This is a genomic window from Siansivirga zeaxanthinifaciens CC-SAMT-1 (assembly GCF_000941055.1).
Taxonomy (GTDB): domain Bacteria; phylum Bacteroidota; class Bacteroidia; order Flavobacteriales; family Flavobacteriaceae; genus Siansivirga; species Siansivirga zeaxanthinifaciens.
The window spans coordinates 536782-555201 of record NZ_CP007202.1; the positions used below are offsets into that span (position 1 = coordinate 536782).

The 18420-nt window shown below is 34.6% G+C and carries 18 protein-coding genes; 14 read left to right on the top strand and 4 right to left on the bottom strand.

Annotation, left to right across the window (positions count from 1 at the left end; all coding sequences use genetic code 11):
• Positions 1-46 precede the first annotated feature (46 nt).
• Both AW14_RS02470 and AW14_RS02475 read right to left on the bottom strand, forming a co-directional pair.
• The gene (locus tag AW14_RS02470) at positions 47-2044 is read right to left on the bottom strand and encodes a fumarate reductase/succinate dehydrogenase flavoprotein subunit (RefSeq protein ID WP_044637371.1); all 1998 of its coding nucleotides are present in this window, start codon (positions 2042-2044) and stop codon (positions 47-49) included.
• Positions 2045-2058: 14 nt separating this feature from the next.
• Entirely contained in the window at positions 2059-2736 is a 678-nt protein-coding gene (locus AW14_RS02475; RefSeq protein ID WP_044637372.1) for a succinate dehydrogenase cytochrome b subunit, read from the bottom strand.
• 260 nt (positions 2737-2996) lie between these two features.
• Here AW14_RS02475 and AW14_RS02480 point away from each other — a divergent pair, with 260 nt between their 5' ends.
• Entirely contained in the window at positions 2997-4289 is a 1293-nt protein-coding gene (locus AW14_RS02480) for an aminopeptidase P family protein (protein WP_044637373.1), read from the top strand.
• Positions 4290-4346: 57 nt separating this feature from the next.
• Here the strand turns inward: AW14_RS02480 and AW14_RS02485 are convergent, their stop codons facing one another.
• Positions 4347-5669 carry an aspartate kinase gene (locus AW14_RS02485; protein WP_044637374.1) on the bottom strand — a complete coding sequence of 441 codons (1323 nt, stop codon included), beginning with the start codon at positions 5667-5669 and terminating at the stop codon, positions 4347-4349.
• Positions 5670-5837: 168 nt separating this feature from the next.
• Between AW14_RS02485 and AW14_RS02490 the strand changes: the two genes are divergently transcribed.
• Together AW14_RS02490 and AW14_RS02495 are read left to right on the top strand one after the other, a co-directional pair.
• The gene (locus AW14_RS02490) at positions 5838-6494 is read left to right on the top strand and encodes a hypothetical protein (protein WP_044637375.1); all 657 of its coding nucleotides are present in this window, start codon (positions 5838-5840) and stop codon (positions 6492-6494) included.
• Between the two features lie 15 nt (positions 6495-6509).
• The gene (locus AW14_RS02495; protein WP_044637376.1) at positions 6510-7283 is read left to right on the top strand and encodes an alpha/beta fold hydrolase; all 774 of its coding nucleotides are present in this window, start codon (positions 6510-6512) and stop codon (positions 7281-7283) included.
• A gap of 326 nt (positions 7284-7609) precedes the next feature.
• Here the strand turns inward: AW14_RS02495 and thiL are convergent, their stop codons facing one another.
• Positions 7610-8656 (bottom strand): thiamine-phosphate kinase, encoded by a 1047-nt coding sequence (thiL, locus tag AW14_RS02500; RefSeq protein ID WP_044637377.1) that lies wholly within the window; start codon positions 8654-8656, stop codon positions 7610-7612.
• A gap of 225 nt (positions 8657-8881) precedes the next feature.
• On the opposite strand from thiL, the gene AW14_RS02505 reads away from it, so the two are divergent.
• The 11 genes from AW14_RS02505 to AW14_RS02555 all read left to right on the top strand — a co-directional run bounded on the left by AW14_RS02505 (position 8882) and on the right by AW14_RS02555 (position 18418).
• On the top strand, positions 8882-9211 hold the full coding sequence (locus AW14_RS02505; RefSeq protein ID WP_044637378.1) for a HesB/IscA family protein: 330 nt from the start codon (positions 8882-8884) through the stop codon (positions 9209-9211).
• A 9-nt stretch (positions 9212-9220) separates the two neighbouring features.
• Entirely contained in the window at positions 9221-10669 is a 1449-nt protein-coding gene (sufB, locus tag AW14_RS02510; RefSeq protein ID WP_044637379.1) for a Fe-S cluster assembly protein SufB, read from the top strand.
• A gap of 64 nt (positions 10670-10733) precedes the next feature.
• Positions 10734-11486 carry a Fe-S cluster assembly ATPase SufC gene (gene sufC / locus AW14_RS02515; RefSeq protein ID WP_044637380.1) on the top strand — a complete coding sequence of 251 codons (753 nt, stop codon included), beginning with the start codon at positions 10734-10736 and terminating at the stop codon, positions 11484-11486.
• Between the two features lie 69 nt (positions 11487-11555).
• Entirely contained in the window at positions 11556-12869 is a 1314-nt protein-coding gene (sufD, locus tag AW14_RS02520) for a Fe-S cluster assembly protein SufD (RefSeq protein ID WP_044637381.1), read from the top strand.
• A gap of 112 nt (positions 12870-12981) precedes the next feature.
• On the top strand, positions 12982-14196 hold the full coding sequence (locus AW14_RS02525; RefSeq protein ID WP_044637382.1) for an aminotransferase class V-fold PLP-dependent enzyme: 1215 nt from the start codon (positions 12982-12984) through the stop codon (positions 14194-14196).
• 159 nt (positions 14197-14355) lie between these two features.
• Entirely contained in the window at positions 14356-15435 is a 1080-nt protein-coding gene (locus tag AW14_RS02530; RefSeq protein ID WP_044637383.1) for a zinc metalloprotease, read from the top strand.
• Positions 15436-15511: 76 nt separating this feature from the next.
• Entirely contained in the window at positions 15512-15940 is a 429-nt protein-coding gene (locus tag AW14_RS02535; protein WP_044637384.1) for a hypothetical protein, read from the top strand.
• A gap of 40 nt (positions 15941-15980) precedes the next feature.
• The gene (locus AW14_RS02540; protein WP_044637385.1) at positions 15981-16403 is read left to right on the top strand and encodes a SufE family protein; all 423 of its coding nucleotides are present in this window, start codon (positions 15981-15983) and stop codon (positions 16401-16403) included.
• 77 nt (positions 16404-16480) lie between these two features.
• Positions 16481-16804, top strand: coding sequence for a DUF59 domain-containing protein (locus tag AW14_RS02545; protein ID WP_044637386.1), 324 nt, complete (start codon positions 16481-16483; stop codon positions 16802-16804).
• A 60-nt stretch (positions 16805-16864) separates the two neighbouring features.
• Entirely contained in the window at positions 16865-17371 is a 507-nt protein-coding gene (locus AW14_RS02550) for a DUF2480 family protein (RefSeq protein WP_044637387.1), read from the top strand.
• Positions 17372-17491: 120 nt separating this feature from the next.
• Positions 17492-18418, top strand: a complete 927-nt coding sequence (locus AW14_RS02555) for a DUF3078 domain-containing protein (RefSeq protein WP_044637388.1) — start codon at positions 17492-17494, stop codon at positions 18416-18418.
• Positions 18419-18420 lie beyond the last annotated feature (2 nt).

The following is an 18420-nucleotide window of genomic DNA, read 5'->3' on the forward strand; positions in this document are numbered from 1 at the left end:
ATTTTTGGTTTTTACCATAACTATCTTCCACAAACCATCAACTATATTATTTATAAGATCTTTCTTTTACTTCTATATTCTCGTAAACTAAATCTTCTTTATGTAATACCGCATCTTTAGGCTCGCCTTTATATTCCCATGCAGAAACATATTGAAACTCTTTTCTTCTTAAAGCTTCACCATCTGGAGTTTGATATTCTTCTCTAAAGTGACCACCAGCAGATTCTTCACGTTGTAAAGCATCTTTAGCAAATAGCTCCCCTAGTTCTAAGAAATCGGCAACACGACCTGCTTTGGCTAATTCTTCATTAAATTCTTTATCGCCACCAGGAACAGATACCTCTTTCCAGAATTCGGCTCTCAGCTCAGAAATATCATTAATGGCTTGTTTTAACCCTTCTGCATTTCTAGACATACCGCATTCATCCCACATAATTTTTCCTAATTTTTTGTGGAAATAATCTACAGATTTTGATCCTTTATTATTTATAAAAAAGTCAATTCTTGATTTAACTTCTTTTTCTGCTTCGTCAAATTCTGGCGTATCAGTTGGTATTTTACCAGTTCTAATATCATCAGATAAATAATCACCAATAGTGTATGGTAATACAAAATACCCATCGGCCAAACCTTGCATTAAAGCAGAAGCTCCTAACCTGTTCGCACCGTGATCTGAAAAGTTAGCTTCTCCAATGGCATAACAACCAGGGATGGTAGTCATTAAATTGTAATCTACCCAAATACCTCCCATAGTGTAGTGTACAGCAGGATAAATCATCATAGGAGTTTCGTATGGATTTTCATCTACAATTTTCTCATACATCTGGAATAAGTTACCATACTTAGCCTCCACAATTTTCTTACCTAATTCATACACTTTCTCTTTTGAAGGATTCGTGATATTATGAATTTTAGCTTGTTCTCTTCCGTAGCGTTCAATAGACGATGCGAAGTCTAAGTAAACCGCTTCACCAGTAGCATTAACACCATATCCGGCATCGCAACGCTCTTTTGCTGCTCGCGATGCAACGTCACGAGGTACTAAGTTTCCAAACGCCGGATAACGACGCTCTAAGTAGTAATCTCTTTCGTCTTCAGATAAATCGGTTGGTTTTTTTCTACCCTCACGAATGGCTTTTACATCCTCTAAATTTTTAGGTACCCAAATACGCCCGTCGTTACGTAACGATTCAGACATTAAGGTTAATTTAGATTGATATTCACCTGAACGCGGAATACATGTTGGGTGAATTTGTGTATAACATGGATTTGCGAAATACGCTCCTTTTTTATGAATTTTCCAAGCAGCAGTTACGTTACTTCCCATCGCATTGGTAGATAGGAAATAAACGTTTCCGTAACCACCTGATGCAATAACAACAGCGTGCGCCGAGTGGCGCTCAATTTCTCCAGTTACTAAGTTTCGTGCTATAATACCTCTCGCCTTGCCATCAATTTTTACTAGATCTAACATTTCGTGGCGGTTATACATTTGTATTTTACCACGAGCAATTTGTCTATTCATGGCAGAATAGGCGCCTAATAATAATTGCTGACCTGTTTGTCCTTTTGCGTAGAATGTTCTAGATACTAACACACCACCAAACGAACGGTTATCTAATAACCCACCGTAATCACGGGCAAAAGGAACACCTTGAGCCACACATTGGTCAATGATGTTTGTAGATACCTCAGCCAAACGGTAAACGTTAGCTTCACGAGAGCGGTAATCGCCTCCTTTTACAGTATCGTAGAATAATCTATATGTAGAATCCCCATCGCCTTGATAGTTTTTAGCGGCATTAATACCACCTTGAGCAGCAATTGAATGCGCTCTACGAGGCGAATCTTGATAACAAAATGCTTTTACATTATAACCTAATTCTGCTAAAGTTGCTGCAGCAGAACCTCCTGCTAAACCAGTTCCAACTACAATAACATCGATGTGACGTTTATTAGCAGGGTTTACTAAATTGATATGATTTTTATAATCTGTCCATTTATCTTTAATTGGACCTTTTGGTACTTTTGAATCTAAAGCCATAGTATTTTTTAAGATTAATGGTTAAAGTGGTGAAATAAAGCAATTAAAATAAACCCTAAAGGAATAATAACTGAATATGCTTTACCAATATTTTGTAATGTTTTCTTTCTGCCTGCAGTAGCACCCATCGATTGGAATGCCGAAGTAAACCCATGTAATAAATGCAATGCTAAAAACACAAAAGCAATTACATACGCTGCAACTCTTGCTGGATTAATAAATTTTTCTTGTAACTCGTGAAAATATCTGTAACCATCGATACCTTCAACCATACCAGACATATCGCCTTGTATGTATTTTATATTAATTTCTGGGAACCAAAAATCAATAAAATGTAATACAATAAATGCTAAAATAGCAACACCGCTGTAAATCATGTTTCTACTCATCCACGACGAATTAGCCGCGCCATTGTTTTTAGCATAAGCTACACCTCTAGCTTTTTTATTTTTAATTTCTAAAACAAAGCCCATAACAAAATGAAATACCACACCAAATATTAAAATTGGCTGTAAAGCATATTGTACCAAAGGATTTGTTCCCATAAAATGGGATACTTCATTAAAGCTATCTGGGCTTATAACCGATAACATATTTATTAAAAAATGCTGAAGCAAGAAAAACATAAGGAAAAAAGCTGAAAGAGCCATAGCCACTTTTCTTCCAATTGAAGATTTTAAAAATCCGCTCATTTTATTTTAAGTTTGTTATATTATTTATACTCTAGCAAAGGTACTAACCGAACCTATTTTTAACAAACTTTAAATCGTGTTTTATTTAGTATTTAGAATGGTTTTAAAGAAGGAATTTTTACAAACAGTTTAAAAGCTAACAAATTAGATTTAATTAAACTTTAAGTTTTAAATTCTAGTTAAAATATGTGGCTTCAAGATTTATTGGCAAACAAATTAATTAGTTTTGTTAATCTACTAATTTAAAAATTTCAAATAGTATGAAGTACCACCCAATAGACAAAACGCTATTCATAAATAACAGAAAGCATTTTGCCAACCAAATGAAACCCTCAAGTTTAGCCGTATTTAATTCCAACGATATTTACCCCATTAGTGCAGACAGCACCATGCCTTTCCAACAACACCGCGATATTTTTTATTTAAGCGGAGTCGATCAAGAAGAAAGTATTTTGGTATTATTTCCAGATTGTCCGAAAGAAAAACATCGTGAGATTTTATTTTTAAAAGAAACTAACGATCACATAGCTGTTTGGGAAGGCGAAAAACTAACCAAAGAAGCAGCCTATGAAACCAGCGGCATTAAAACCGTTTATTGGTTAAAAGACATGGAAAAAATCATGTTTGAAATAATGACCCAATGCGATACCGTTTACATTAACACTAACGAACATTACAGAGCAAACGTAGAGACCGAAACTCGCGAAGACCGCTTTACTAAATGGTTAAAAGCCAAATATCCTGCTCATAGTGTCGCCAAAAGCGCTCCCATTTTACAACGATTACGCTCTGTTAAAAGTCAGATTGAAATTGATTTAATCCAGAATGCCTGCAACATAACCGAGAAAGGTTTTCGCAGAATTTTAAATTTTGTAAAACCCGGCGTTTGGGAATATGAAATTGAAGCCGAATTTATGCACGAATTTTTAAGAAATCGCTCTAAAGGATTTGCTTACTCTCCCATAATTGCTTCGGGAAATAATGCCAATGTTTTACATTATGTGCAAAACAACCAACAATGTAAAGCTGGTGATTTATTATTATTAGACACTGCGGCAGAGTACGCTAATTATTCTAGCGATTTAACCAGAACCATCCCAGTATCTGGAAGATTTAGTAAAAGACAAAAAGATGTTTACAACGCGGTAAATCGTGTTAAAAACGAAGCTACAAAAATGTTATTACCCGGAACCGATTGGGCTGCATATCATGAAGAAGTTGGGAAGTTGATGACCTCAGAGCTTTTAGGTTTAGGACTTTTAGATAAAGCCGATGTACAAAACGAAAATCCAGATTGGCCAGCATATAAAAAATACTTTATGCATGGAACCAGTCACCATATGGGATTAGACACCCACGATTATGGTATTTTAACAGAACCTATGCAAGCTAACATGGTATTTACTGTAGAACCCGGAATTTACATTCCTGCAGAAGGATTTGGTATTCGTTTAGAAGACGATGTGATTATTCAACCAACAGGAGAACCCTTAAATTTAATGAAAAACATTCCTATTGAAGCCGATGACATTGAAAGCATCATGAATTCATAAAAAATAAAAGAGCCGTTTTAAAAACGGCTCTTTTTTTAACAATACTAAAATTGTAATTTATAGAGTGACTAATTCAAATAAATAATCGTTTAGCTTGCTAAGTGTTTTTATTTTATCGTTAGAATTTATCAATAAGGAAATGTTGTTATTACTACCTCCGTATGATATCATTCTTATTTTAACGTCTTGTAAAATTTTAAATAATCTATAAGTTTCTTCGTGGTTTACTATAGAATGCCCAACTAAACAGATAATGGTTTGATTTTTATCTACTTCAATAGTTGCAATTTTTTCTAATTCAACTAAAATTTTATCTAAATTTTTATCATCATCAATGGTTAATGACACTGCAACTTCAGAAGTGGTAATCATATCTATCGATGTTTGGTATGCTTCAAAAATTTCAAAAACTTTTTTCAAGAAACCATGGGCCTGCAACATACGTGCAGATTTAATTTTTATAGCAATGATATTATCTTTTGCTGCAATAGCTTTCACTCCGTTTTCAGAATGATTACCATCAATTAAAGTACCGTAAGCATCGGGATTCATGGTACTTTTTAATCGCACCGGAATATTTATTTTTCTTACTGGGGTTACCGTTTGTGGGTGTAAAATTTTTGCTCCAAAATACGCCAACTCTGCAGCCTCATCAAAAGATAAGTTTGAAATTGGTTTTGTGTTTTCAACGTATCTAGGATCGTTATTATGCATCCCATCAATATCGGTCCAAATTTGAACTTCTTCGGCATTTATAGCAGCTCCAACAATGGTTGCTGTGTAATCACTTCCACCGCGTTGTAAATTAGATATGTCACCGTCTTTATCTAAACAAATAAAGCCTTGTGTGATATAAATTTGAACATCTTCGGCAGCTTCTAAAACAGCATTTAAACGCGCTTTAATGTACTCTGAATCTGGATCCTTTTCAGCATCAATTTTCATAAAATCTAAAGCTGGTAATAAGGTCGAACTTACACCTTCCTGCTTTAAAAATTTATTAACCATAAAGGTCGATAACAATTCACCTTGCGCTAAAATTAAATTTTCCAGCTGTATAGAATACGATTTATAAGTACTTTCAACCAATAAGTTAAAAACACTAGTAATGTATTCTTTTACCTCGGCATTTAAAAAAGTATTCGTTAAAAGGGCATCTACCACTTTAAAATACGTTTCGTGCAGAGCATTTATTTTTTCAATAGCGTCATTCGATTTTTTCTCTTTAATATCGTTAGCTATGGATACTAAATGATTTGTTGTACCAGACATAGCCGACAGCACGACAATTTTTTTATCGCCGTCGTTAATAATATTCTTTACGTTATTGATGTTTTCAACAGTACCAACAGAGGTACCACCAAATTTTAATACTTTCATACTTTTAAAAATTAAACCTTTAATATTTTACTTAGCAGTTTCATGCATCATCTAAATAAAATAAGATTCTTTGCTATTAATTAGGCCACGAAATTACAATTACTCATCAACTAAAAACTATTTATTAAAAAAATTGTTTATTTTTACACAAATTGTTAAATAATTAACATGAAAACTGTATCAAACTGTGTAGAAGACATTTTAATAACGCAACCTTACCTTGAGGAAGCACTTTCCAGAAACATTATTAATTTTAGTGCTTTAGCTATAGAGCTTACAGAGCCCATTAGTAAAATGCTAAAAAAAGAGGTGAAACCTGGAGCTATTATGATGGCCCTCAGACGTTACAACCCGCCACCTGCATTAACCAATTCTATAAAAATGAAACGTGTTATGCAAAATCTAGGCGATATTACCGTACGTTCCAATTTAACCGATTTTACTGTTAAAAATTCTGAAACCATTATTGATAACCACGTAAAGATTTTAGAACGTATCAATAAGGAATCGAAATTATTTTACACATTCACACGCGGTATTCATGAGAGCAATTTAATTATATCGAGTGTTTTAAAAGATTTTATTTTAGAAAACTTTAAATCTGAAACCATATTAGAGGTTCAGGATGGCTTGTCGGCCATAAGTGTTAATTTACCACAAGACAACTCCAAAATTGCTGGTTTGTACTATCAGTTTTTTAAACGTCTCGCCTGGGAGGGCATCGTATTATACGAAGTTATATCGACTACCAACGAGTTTACAATTTTAGTGGAAGAGGAATATGTAGACAAAGCCTTTACCGCCATTAAGAAAGTTAAAGCTTAATATTCCAATTTTTTTATGATTATAGAACACAAAGGCATCAATATTTTCTTTGAAACCTATGGACATGGAAACCCTATTATCCTGCTTCATGGTTTTTTAGAAAACAGCAGCATGTGGCAACCTTTTATACAACCACTTTCTAAAAACAATCAAGTTATTACTATCGATTTATTAGGTCATGGTAAAACAGGCTGTTTGGGTTACATTCATAGCATGGAACTCATGGCCGAGGTAGTTGAAGTTGTTTTAAATAGTTTAAGAGTTACCAAAGCAACACTTATTGGACATTCAATGGGTGGTTATGTAGCACTCGCTTTCGCGGAAAAACATCCAGACAAACTACATGGCTTATGTTTAATGAATTCGACCGCCCATGCCGATACACCCGAAAAAAAAATAAATAGAGACCGTGCAATTGAAGCCGTTAAACAAAATCATAAAACATTTATTCGTATTGCTATTAATAATTTATTTCGCCCTAAAAACAGATCGCTATTTGCAACCGAAATTAAAGCTGTTATAAATAATGCTTTACAAACCCCACTTCAAGGCATCATTGCCGCATTAGAAGGTATGAAAATACGAAACGATCGCACGCCCATTTTAAATGAAACAACATTTAAAATTATGATGATTGCCAGTAAAAAAGATCCAGTTTTAGATTATAATATGCTTGTTGAACAAATAAAAAACACGCATTGCAAATTAGTTACTTTTCCAGACGGACACATGAGTCATATTGAGAATAAAGATGTTTTCTTACAAGAAATAATGCATTTCATCGATTAATTTTGTTATTTTAACGGTTTTTATGATTTTTTTATTATGTTTACTTAAACAAAACCCCTAGATCATGAAAACAACTACTAACAAACCAGCATTTATTCCAAAAATGTATTGTAACCTATTTGGTCATGTTACAAAGTAACAAAACAAGTTACCTATCATGTTAAAGAATACACATGCAAACATTGTAAAAAGGAATTAACAACCAATAGCAATGGTAACTTAATTGAGCTTACGCCAAAGTTTAAAGAAATTAATGCCATTTTAGAGCGTATTCACAACACTAAAATGTTAAGAATACAAAAGAAACGCTTGCTAGTTGCTTCGTATTAATCGGTTATACTTTTCCAGCCTTGTGCTTTAATTGGTATTTTAGTTTCTGCTCTTGTTACTAAATCGATACCTGCGCTAGCATCTTTCATAAAACCAATAACGGTTAAACTAGGATTTGCTTTAATTTTTGGAAAATCTTTTTGCGATATGGTAAACAAAAGCTCGTAATCTTCGCCACCGTTTAAAGCAATCGTGGTGCTATCTATGTTAAATTCTTCGCAAGCAGCTATAACTTGTGGGTCTAAAGGAATTTTAGCTTCATACAAATCGCAACCTACCTGGCTTTGTTTGCATAAATGAATAATTTCAGAAGATAACCCATCGCTAATATCAATCATAGCAGTAGGTTTCACATCCAAATCTTTTAAAAGCTTAATAATATCTTTTCGAGCTTCAGGTTTTAACTGGCGCTCAATTAAATACGTATAAATTTCTAAATCTGGCTGATTATTTGGGTTAACTTTAAACACTTCTTTTTCGCGTTCTAAAATTTGTAAACCCATATAAGCCGCACCTAAATCGCCGCTTACAACCAGCAAATCATTCGGTTGGGCGCCGCTTCTGTAAACCACATCATCGGCAGCTACTTCGCCAATAGCCGTTACAGAAATAAGCAAACCTTTGTTAGACGAGGTTGTATCGCCTCCAACAACATCAATATTATAAATACTGGCGGCGGTTTCAATACCAGCGTATAAATCTTCTAGAGCTTCTAAAGGAAATCGATTAGAAACAGCTATAGAAATGGTTACTTGCGTAGCAACCGCATTCATAGCGTAAACATCAGATAAATTTACAATAACAGCCTTGTAACCTAAGTGTTTTAAGGGCATGTAACTTAAATCGAAATGCACACCTTCTATCAACAAATCGGTAGTAACAACAACCTGTTTATTTTCAAAATTTAAAACGGCAGCATCATCTCCAATACCTTTAACAGTCGAACTTTTAGTTATTTTAAAATTCTTTGTTAAATGATCAATAAGGCCAAATTCGCCTAAATCGCTCAATTGCGTACGTTGTGGATTTTTATCTTCTATCATACTGCAAAAATAAGAAGCTTATTTTATAAACCGATACATTTTAGTTAATTAAGGATAATTTAATATTTTCTTTTCTTGTTTGAAAAATAAACAATGTAATGCCCATTTAAATTCAATAAAATAAACCTATGAAACTATATACTAATATAATGTTAGGTTATGTGGTAATCCGTGACTTATATTGTATATTTGTACCCTATTTAGACAAAATCTATATAAAGAATTATGATAAAAGTTTCTGAAACAGCTAAGAAAAAAGTCATCGAACTTATGCAAGAAGATGGCTATAACCCTGCTACCGACTATGTGCGAGTGGGTGTTAAAAGCGGTGGTTGTTCTGGACTATCTTACGATTTAAAGTTTGATAAAGAGAATAAAGAAGACGATAAAGTATTTGTCGATAACGATGTTAAAATTATCGTAGACAAGAAAAGTTTCCTATACCTAGTAGGTACTACTTTAGAGTACTCGGGAGGCTTAAACGGAACTGGTTTTGTGTTTAATAATCCGAATGCTAATAGAACCTGTGGTTGTGGCGAAAGCTTTTCGCTTTAAATAAAAATTATGAATAAATATACTGAAGACGATTTAAGGGAAGAACTTAAAACCAAAGAGTACGAATACGGATTTTATACAGACATAGCTTCCGATACGTTTCCTGTTGGTTTAAACGAAGATATTGTTCGTGCTATTTCACTTAAAAAAGAAGAACCCGAATGGATGACCGAATGGCGTTTAGAAGCCTTTCGTGCTTGGGAAAAAATGGTTGAACCCGAATGGGCAAATGTGCATTACACCAAACCAGATTTTCAAGCTATTTCATACTATTCTGCACCAAATAGTAAACCAAAATACAATAGTTTAGACGAAGTAGATCCAGAATTACTAGCCACTTTTGCTAAACTTGGAATTTCTCTAGACGAACAGAAAAAACTTTCTGGCGTTGCTATGGATGTTGTTGTAGACTCAGTGTCTGTTGCAACAACCTTCAAGAAAACACTAGGCGAAAAGGGTATTATTTTTTGTTCTATTTCTGAAGCTTTAAGAGAGCACCCCGAATTGGTTAGAAAATATATTGGCACCGTTGTACCGCAAAAAGATAATTTTTACGCGGCTTTAAACTCGGCGGTTTTTAGTGATGGTAGTTTCTGCTACATTCCAAAAGGCGTGAAATGCCCCATGGAATTATCAACCTATTTTAGAATAAACCAGGCTGGAACCGGACAATTCGAAAGAACATTAGTAATCGCCGATGAAGGTAGTTATGTAAGTTATTTAGAAGGCTGTACCGCTCCTAGCCGCGACGAAAATCAATTACACGCTGCCGTGGTAGAGTTAATTGCTCTAGATAATGCCGAAATAAAATACTCGACAGTACAAAACTGGTTCCCAGGAAATGCCGAAGGCAAAGGTGGAGTTTACAACTTTGTAACCAAGCGTGGTTTATGCGAGAAAAACGCTAAAATATCTTGGACACAAGTAGAAACTGGTAGTGCTGTAACCTGGAAATATCCATCCTGTGTTTTAAAAGGCGATAATTCGGTGGGCGAATTTTACTCGATTGCAGTAACTAATAACTTCCAACAAGCCGACACAGGAACCAAAATGATTCATTTAGGAAAAAACACGAAATCGACTATCATTTCTAAAGGAATCTCGGCCGGAAAATCGCAAAACAGTTACCGCGGTTTGGTAAAAATTAGTCCGAATGCAGACAACGCCCGTAACTTCTCGCAATGCGACAGTTTACTTATGGGTAACGAATGTGGTGCACACACCTTTCCATATATAGAAGCAAAAAACAAAACAGCTAAAATAGAACACGAAGCAACAACCAGTAAAATTGGCGAAGACCAAATTTTCTATTGCAACCAACGGGGTATCGATACAGAAAAAGCCATTGCTTTAATTGTAAACGGTTTTAGTAAAGATGTTTTAAACAAGCTTCCCATGGAATTTGCTGTAGAAGCACAAAAACTTCTGGAAATAAGTTTAGAAGGCTCGGTAGGATAAAAAAATAAAAGTAGAACAAAAAGAATTTAATGGTATTAACCATTTATTTTCAAATCAAATACGTATGTTAAAAATTGAAAATTTACACGCACGTGTAGAAGATAAAGCCATCTTAAGAGGCATCAACCTAGAAGTTAAACCAGGTGAAGTACACGCTATTATGGGACCAAACGGTTCTGGTAAAAGCACCTTATCATCTGTAATTGCTGGTAAAGAAGAATATGAAGTTACCGATGGTGAAATCATTTTCGAAAATGAAGATATCGCCGAATTAGCTGCCGAAGAACGCGCACACAAAGGCATCTTTTTATCGTTTCAGTATCCTGTTGAAATTCCTGGAGTATCTGTAACCAACTTCATGAAAACAGCAATTAACGAAACACGAAAAGCTAAAGGTCTAGACGAAATGCCGGCTAAAGATATGCTTAAGCTTATCCGTGAAAAATCGGAATTATTAGAAATCGATAGAAAATTTTTATCGCGCTCATTAAACGAAGGTTTTTCTGGTGGAGAGAAAAAGCGTAACGAAATTTTCCAAATGGCAATGCTAGAACCAAAATTAGCTATCCTAGACGAAACCGATTCTGGTTTAGATATCGATGCTCTGCGTATTGTTGCCAATGGCGTTAACAAACTTAAAAGTAAAGACAATGCTGTTATTGTAATTACACACTACCAACGTTTGTTAGACTATATCGTGCCTGATTTTGTGCATGTTTTGTATAACGGACGCATTGTTAAATCTGGCGGAAAAGAACTAGCGCACGAGTTAGAAGAAAAAGGATACGACTGGATTAAAGAAGAAGTAAACGCGTAAATTAAGTACACAGCTTCAGTCGCAGTTAACATAAATAAAACTGAGACAGAGACTGAAAACTGAACAACAATGGATTTAAAAGATAAATTAATAACATCATTTTTAGCTTTCGAAGAAGCCGTAGACGTTAATACATACGTGCACGATTTAAGAAGTGATGCCATAAAAATATTTGAAGAAAAAGGCTTTCCTTCAAAAAAAGAAGAAGCCTGGAAATACACCTCTTTAAATAGCGTTTTAAAACAAGATTACAATCTGTTTCCTAAAAAGGAAAACGCCATAGAATACAGCGACGTAAAAAAATATTTTATCCATGATATAGACAGTTATAAAATTGTTTTCATCGACGGCAAATATTCGTCACATCTATCAAGAACAACACACGATGGCATGGATATCTGCTTAATGTCGGCAGCATTTTCTAAACCTAAATACCGCTTAATTATTGAAAATTATTTCAATAAAGCAGCTACTAAAGACAGTTTGCCATCTTTAAATACAGCATTCTCTAGCGAGGGGGCTTACATTCATATTCCAAAAAATAAAATAGTTGAAAAGCCTATTCAAATTATTTACTTTTCAACAGGAGATGAATCGGCAATCATGTTACAACCACGTAACCTTATTGTGGTCGACGAGAATTCGCATGTTCAAATTATAGAACGCCACCAAAGCTTGTCAGACAATGCAGTGCTAACCAATAGTGTTACCGAAGTATTTACAGCAAAACGCGCCATTGTCGATTATTATAAAATACAAAACGACAACGAAAACGCCACCTTGCTAGACAATACCTTTATTAGTCAAAAACAAGAAAGTCATGCATCGGTGCACACTTTTGCCTTTGGCGGAAAGCTTATTCGTAACAATTTAAACTTCTACCAAAACGGCGAACGCATCGATTCTACATTAAAAGGTGTAACCATTATTGGCGACAAACAACATGTAGATCACAACACTTTGGTACATCATATCGAGCCTAATTGCGAAAGCCACCAGGACTATAAAGGTATTTTCACAGATGCTTCAACAGGCGTTTTTAACGGTAAAATTATTGTCGAAAAAGAAGCTCAAAAAACCAATGCTTTTCAAGCAAACAACAATATTTTATTAAGCGACAAAGCATCCATTAACACCAAACCGCAATTAGAAATTTTTGCCGACGATGTAAAATGTTCTCACGGTTGTACCATTGGACAATTAGACGAAAGCGCCATGTTTTACATGCGTTCTCGAGGCATCCCAGAAAAAGAAGCCAAAGGACTTTTAATGTATGCCTTTAGTAATAACGTATTAAGTTCGGTTAAAATACCAGAAATTAAGCAACGTATTACCAAAATAATAGCCAACAAATTAGGTGTAAATATTGGTTTCGATTTGTAATAAACATCAAGAACTCGAATTATTAATTTTTTAAGGAGCTCATCCCGCTTTCGGCAGTCGCTCTCTGCGAGGAGCTCCAACAAATGCCTCAATCGGGGCTAAACCATCTGCTATGTTCAATGTAGAAAACATACGAAAAGACTTCCCCATACTTTCACGAAAAGTAAATGGAAAAGACCTCGTGTATTTAGATAATGCAGCAACATCACAAACGCCAAAACAAGTTATCGATGTTATTGTAGATTATTATTCAAACTACAACGCCAACATACACCGTGGAGTTCACGCCTTAAGCCAAGAAGCTACAGATAAATACGAACAGGCAAGACATAAAATACAGGCACATTTTAATGCCAAACATGCCCACGAAATTATTTTCACCTCTGGTACAACACACAGCATCAATTTAGTTGCAAATGGCTTTACAAGTATTTTAAAACCAGAAGACAATATAATTGTATCAGCACTAGAGCATCATAGCAATATCGTGCCATGGCAAATGCTTTGTGAGCGTACCGGCGCCCAGTTAAAAGTCATCCCAATGAACCAAGCTGGCGAATTAATAATGTCTCAATACGATAACTTGCTCACAGAAAACACCAAGCTTGTTTTTGTAAATCATGTTTCAAATGCCTTAGGCACCATAAACCCTATAGAATACATTATTGAAAAAGCACACCAAGTTGGCGCCGCAGTTTTAATAGATGGCGCACAATCTACACCTCATATAAAACCAGATGTACAAGCCTTAAATGTCGATTTTTATGTAGCCTCGGCTCATAAATTGTGTGGACCAACGGGTCAAGGCATGTTATATGGTAAAGAAGATTGGTTAAAAAAATTACCTCCATACCAAGGTGGTGGCGAAATGATTGCCGAAGTAACCTTCGAAAAAACAACTTATGCCGATTTACCACATAAATTCGAAGCAGGAACACCCAATATTTGTGGCGGTATCGCCTTTGGAGCAGCAATAGATTATATGAATAGCATAGGTTTTGAAGCCATAGCAAATTATGAGCACGAACTTTTAGAATATGCTACGGCACAATTATTACAAATAGAAGGATTAACCATCTACGGAACTGCCAAAAACAAAACATCGGTAATATCGTTTAATTTAGATGGTATTCACCCCTACGATGTTGGTACCATTTTAGATAAATTAGGCATTGCAGTTCGTACAGGGCATCATTGTGCACAACCCATAATGAGTTTTTATAACATTCCCGGAACCGTAAGAGCTTCCTTTGCTTTTTACAATACCAAAGCCGAAGTTGATGCTTTAGTTTTAGGTATTAAAAAAGCTAAAATGATGCTTTCCTAAAAGCATTTCCGATACTACATCATTTAAAAAATTGAATTGTTAAAAAAATAACAGAGATTACATTATTGTTTAGTATTTAACACTTTTTGTTAAAAAAAGTTAAATATTTTCAAAAAAAGATATATCTTAATCCACGACTAATTCAAATTTTTATTAAAAATGAAAAGAATATTTTTAAGCATGGCTGCTTTAGCCTTGATTTTTATTGCCTGTGAAGGCGACAAAACTGCAGTTAATGAAACATCTCAAGAAGCTGTAGACATGAGCGATTTTTATGTTTACACAGAGGGAAGTGCAGATGTAACTTCAAAATCTACAAAATCTAAGGAAAAACTTAAAACCTGTTACACCATGGATGTGTTAAACAGACAATTAAGCGAAAATCCAGATTTAGAGAAAAAAATGTATGATATTGAATACCACACCAGAAAATTCATAAACGCTAAAGGTAAACCAGGTGGCGGTACTGGCGGCGGTGGCGGTGGTTCTAATGGAGAAACCGATATTGATGTAACGCCTATACAAGATGGCTTAGGAACCATAAACATTCCTGTTTATGTGCACATTGTACTTCCTAATACAGCCGTTGTATCGAATTCACAAATTACATCTCAAATAAATGTTTTAAATAGCGATTTTAACAGTACAAACACCAATCAATTACCAGCAGCCGCTACAAACTTTATTAATGATGCAACTATAACAGATATTAACTTCACTTTGGCAGGCACTTTTAGATACGAGGACCCAACAGCCTCTTGGGGTACAAATAATAGTATAAAATCGAAATACCCGCCAATTACACCTCAAACACATTTAAATATATGGGTTTGTAATATTGGTGGTGGCATCCTAGGATATGCTCAATTCCCTGGCGGAAACCTTGCTACAGATGGCGTTGTATTATTATACTCCAGTCTTCCAGGAGGTACTTCTGCACCTTATAACTTGGGACGTACTGCAACACATGAAGTAGGACATTATTTAAACTTACGCCACATTTGGGGAGATGGCAGATGTCGTCAAGACGATTTCGTTACAGACACTCCAACATCAGACGGAGCTAATTACGGTTGCCCATCGTACCCAACCGTTAATTGTAGTTCAACCGATATGACTATGAATTACATGGATTATACGAACGATTCTTGTATGTATATGTTCACCGACGGACAAAGAAATAGAATGCGTGCTATTTTCACTTCAGGTGGCGCCCGTTCGTCTATGATAGGAAACTAATTTTTAAAAATATCAAGTCATAAAAGGCGCCTACTTTGGCGCCTTTTTTGTATCATTATATAATAAAAGAAATTTTATGAAAGCCTATTTAATAGTGATGATGCTTCTGCTTCTAAACAAGGGGTGTTCGCAATCTCAAATAAACCAAGATGCAGTTAGTTTAGAATATTCGGCGATGTCTCGTGGTAAATTTTTAGAAATTAATATCACTAAAAAAAGTGTTGCTGTTAAAAAAGACCGAAATGCTTCGGTTGTTTCTGCATCTTGTAAAAAAGAAGATTGGGACGAACTAATTTCAGAATTAAAAAGCATCGATATCGAGAACATTCCCAATTTAAAAGCGCCTTCAGAAAATAGATTTTTCGATGGTGCAGCTATTGCAAATCTAACAGTGCATTATAACGGCAACTCCTACAAAACCAATAGTTTCGACCATGGCAATCCGCCAGAACCTATAGCGAAACTTGTTAAAGTAATGCTATCTATTTCAGAAAACATTGAATAGCAACTTATCTTATTGTATTTTTGTTTAAAAATTTATAATCGTGAGTATTGAAGCTATACAAAATGAAATAATAGACGAATTCGCAATGTTTGAAGATTGGGAAGAGCGTTACCAATATATGATAGATTTGGGGAAAGATTTACCCCTTATCGACGACCAATATAAAACCGATAGTAATATTATTAAAGGCTGTCAAAGTAAAGTTTGGGTACATGCAGAAATGCAAGACAACAAAATTATATTTACAGCAGACAGCGATGCCATTATTACTAAAGGCATTATTGCTATATTAATTCGAGTGTTTTCAAATCAGCATCCAAAAGATATAATTGATGCCGATATGGATTTTATAGACGCTATTGGATTAAAAGAACATTTATCTCCTACCCGAGCGAATGGCTTGGTAAGTATGATAAAACAACTTAAAATGTATGCTATAGCATATCAAACCCAGTTAAAATAGTTTAGTCGTTAAACCGTTTATTTGTTGATTTATTTCGAATAAACATCTCAACAATCAAACAAAATAAAATTAAAAAAATGAGTGAAGAAATAAATACCACCGATTTAGGTGAAAAAATTGTAAACGTTTTAAAAACCATTTACGATCCTGAAATACCTGTAGACATTTACGAATTAGGCCTTATTTACGATGTATTTGTAAATGAAGATTTTGATGTTAAAGTTTTAATGACGCTAACAACACCAAACTGTCCAGTAGCCGAAACGCTACCAATGGAAGTCGAGGAAAAAATTAAATCGCTTAACGAAGTAAATAGTGCAGAAGTAGAAATTACTTTCGATCCGCCATGGACTCAAGATTTAATGAGTGAAGAAGCTAAATTAGAACTGGGCATGCTGTAAATGAATTTACAGAACCTGTATAATTAAATCTCAAAAACTTAAATCGAAAGATTATTAAACATGTCAGACGAAATAATAAACCGCGTAGCAAATAGCGCCTTGGTTACACTTAACCTAGAGGATTATTACCCCAAAGGGCAACGCATCCTTTTTGATATTAAAGATTGGCTTTTTGAGGGTTTTGTTTTGCGTGAAAAAGAATTTAGAAATGAGGTAGCAACATATAATTGGTCTCAATATCAAGATTGTTATGTTGCTCTTACCTGCAGCACCGATGCTATTATTCCCGGATGGGCCTTCATGCTTATTAGTTTACAATTACAGCCTTTTGCAAAAAAAACTATTATAGGAAATCTTGAAGCTTTAGAAACTTCTATTTACCAAGATGTTATAAATAATCTCGATCTCACCGAATTCACTGATAAACCTATAATTATTAAAGGGTGCTCTAAAAAACCGGTCCCACAAAACGCCTACATCATGTTAGCTAACAAATTAAAACCTATAGCTAAATCTATTATGTATGGTGAAGCTTGCTCTTCTGTGCCCTTATATAAGAAAAAATAAACTCCTTCATTTGTGACTTTTCATACGATTTTGAGTCTTACTACGAAATTTTAATTCCAAATAGAATGCCCATATTAAATCATAAAAAAATATATTTGCATTCTTAAAATTCAAACGACCATGAAAAAAACATTATTCTTAGTATTATTATTTTTAGGTGCTATTTCATTAAACGCACAAACAAAAGAAGAACTAGAAGCTAAAAAAGCCGAAAAACAGGCCGAATTAGATGCTGTTAAAGAAGAAGTAAATGCTTTACAAGCCCAAATTGATGCGCTTCCAGGTTGGAGAAAAGGTGCTTTTGGTGTTATTGGTGGTAGCCTTTCTAACTTTAACAACTGGTATGCTCAAGGAACTCCAAACAATGCTTCAGGAAATATAGGTTTTACTTTTAATGCTTACGCTAATTTAATTGAAGAGAAATTCTTTTGGAGAAACTCATTATCTACTAATTTAACTTGGGTTAAACTAGACGATAAAGACAATCCTAATGATGATGATAGTTTTAAACCAACTACAGATGTTTTTAATATTTCATCTTTATATGGTAGAAATATAACTAAAACATTGGCTGCATCTGGTTTAGTAGAATACAGAACAACCATTTTAAACAACTTTAACGATCCTGGTTACTTAGATTTTGGTATTGGTGCTACATGGACTCCTATTGAACATTTAGTGGTTGTGGTGCACCCTTTAAACTACAACTTTGTATTTAGTTCTGGACAAACGATTTTCGAATCGTCTTTAGGTGCTAAAGTTGTTGCAGATTATACTAGAAAAATTGGAGCCATAAACTTTAAATCAAACTTATCGATGTTTGAAAGCTACAAAAGCAACAACTATTCTAACTACACTTGGACCAATTCGTTTAGCTACACTCTATGGAAAATGATTGGGGTTGGTTTTGATTTTGGTTTAAGAAACAACAAACAAGAGGCTTTAACCTATGCTCTAGCTCAAACACCAGCGGCTGCTACAAGTTTTGATGATTTAGATAACAAACTACAAACTTATTATACCATTGGTTTAACTTATAAGTTTTAAGC